The organism is Peribacillus sp. SIMBA_075 (assembly GCF_046534585.1).
Genome location: NZ_JAWRYN010000751.1, coordinates 1 through 267, shown reverse-complemented (window position 1 = coordinate 267; position 267 = coordinate 1). Strand labels below are relative to the sequence as shown.

The following is a 267-nucleotide window of genomic DNA, read 5'->3' as shown; positions in this document are numbered from 1 at the left end:
ATTAATTTCCTCCCAATTTGGAAACAATGCAATCCTAGCTAAAACAGTTGGAAAGAAAGATATTTCACAAGGAACTGAAGTTATTATCGAGGGAGTCCAAGATGGTGTTCTGCTTGTACAGAACATCGCTTATTCTTTAAAGAAACCAAGATTATAAGGGGGAATTTACATGACGATTCCATTAATTATCGGTGGAGTATTACTCGCAATTTTAATTCTACTCATTTTAGTATTCATTACAAAGTATCGAACAGTTGGACCAGATGA

Annotated in this window: 1 pseudogene; it reads left to right on the top strand. The window is 34.5% G+C overall.

The features are described 5' to 3' along the window. A pseudogene (locus SB775_RS30210) lies at positions 1-157 on the top strand (phosphate ABC transporter permease); the annotation flags it as partial. Positions 158-267 lie beyond the last annotated feature (110 nt).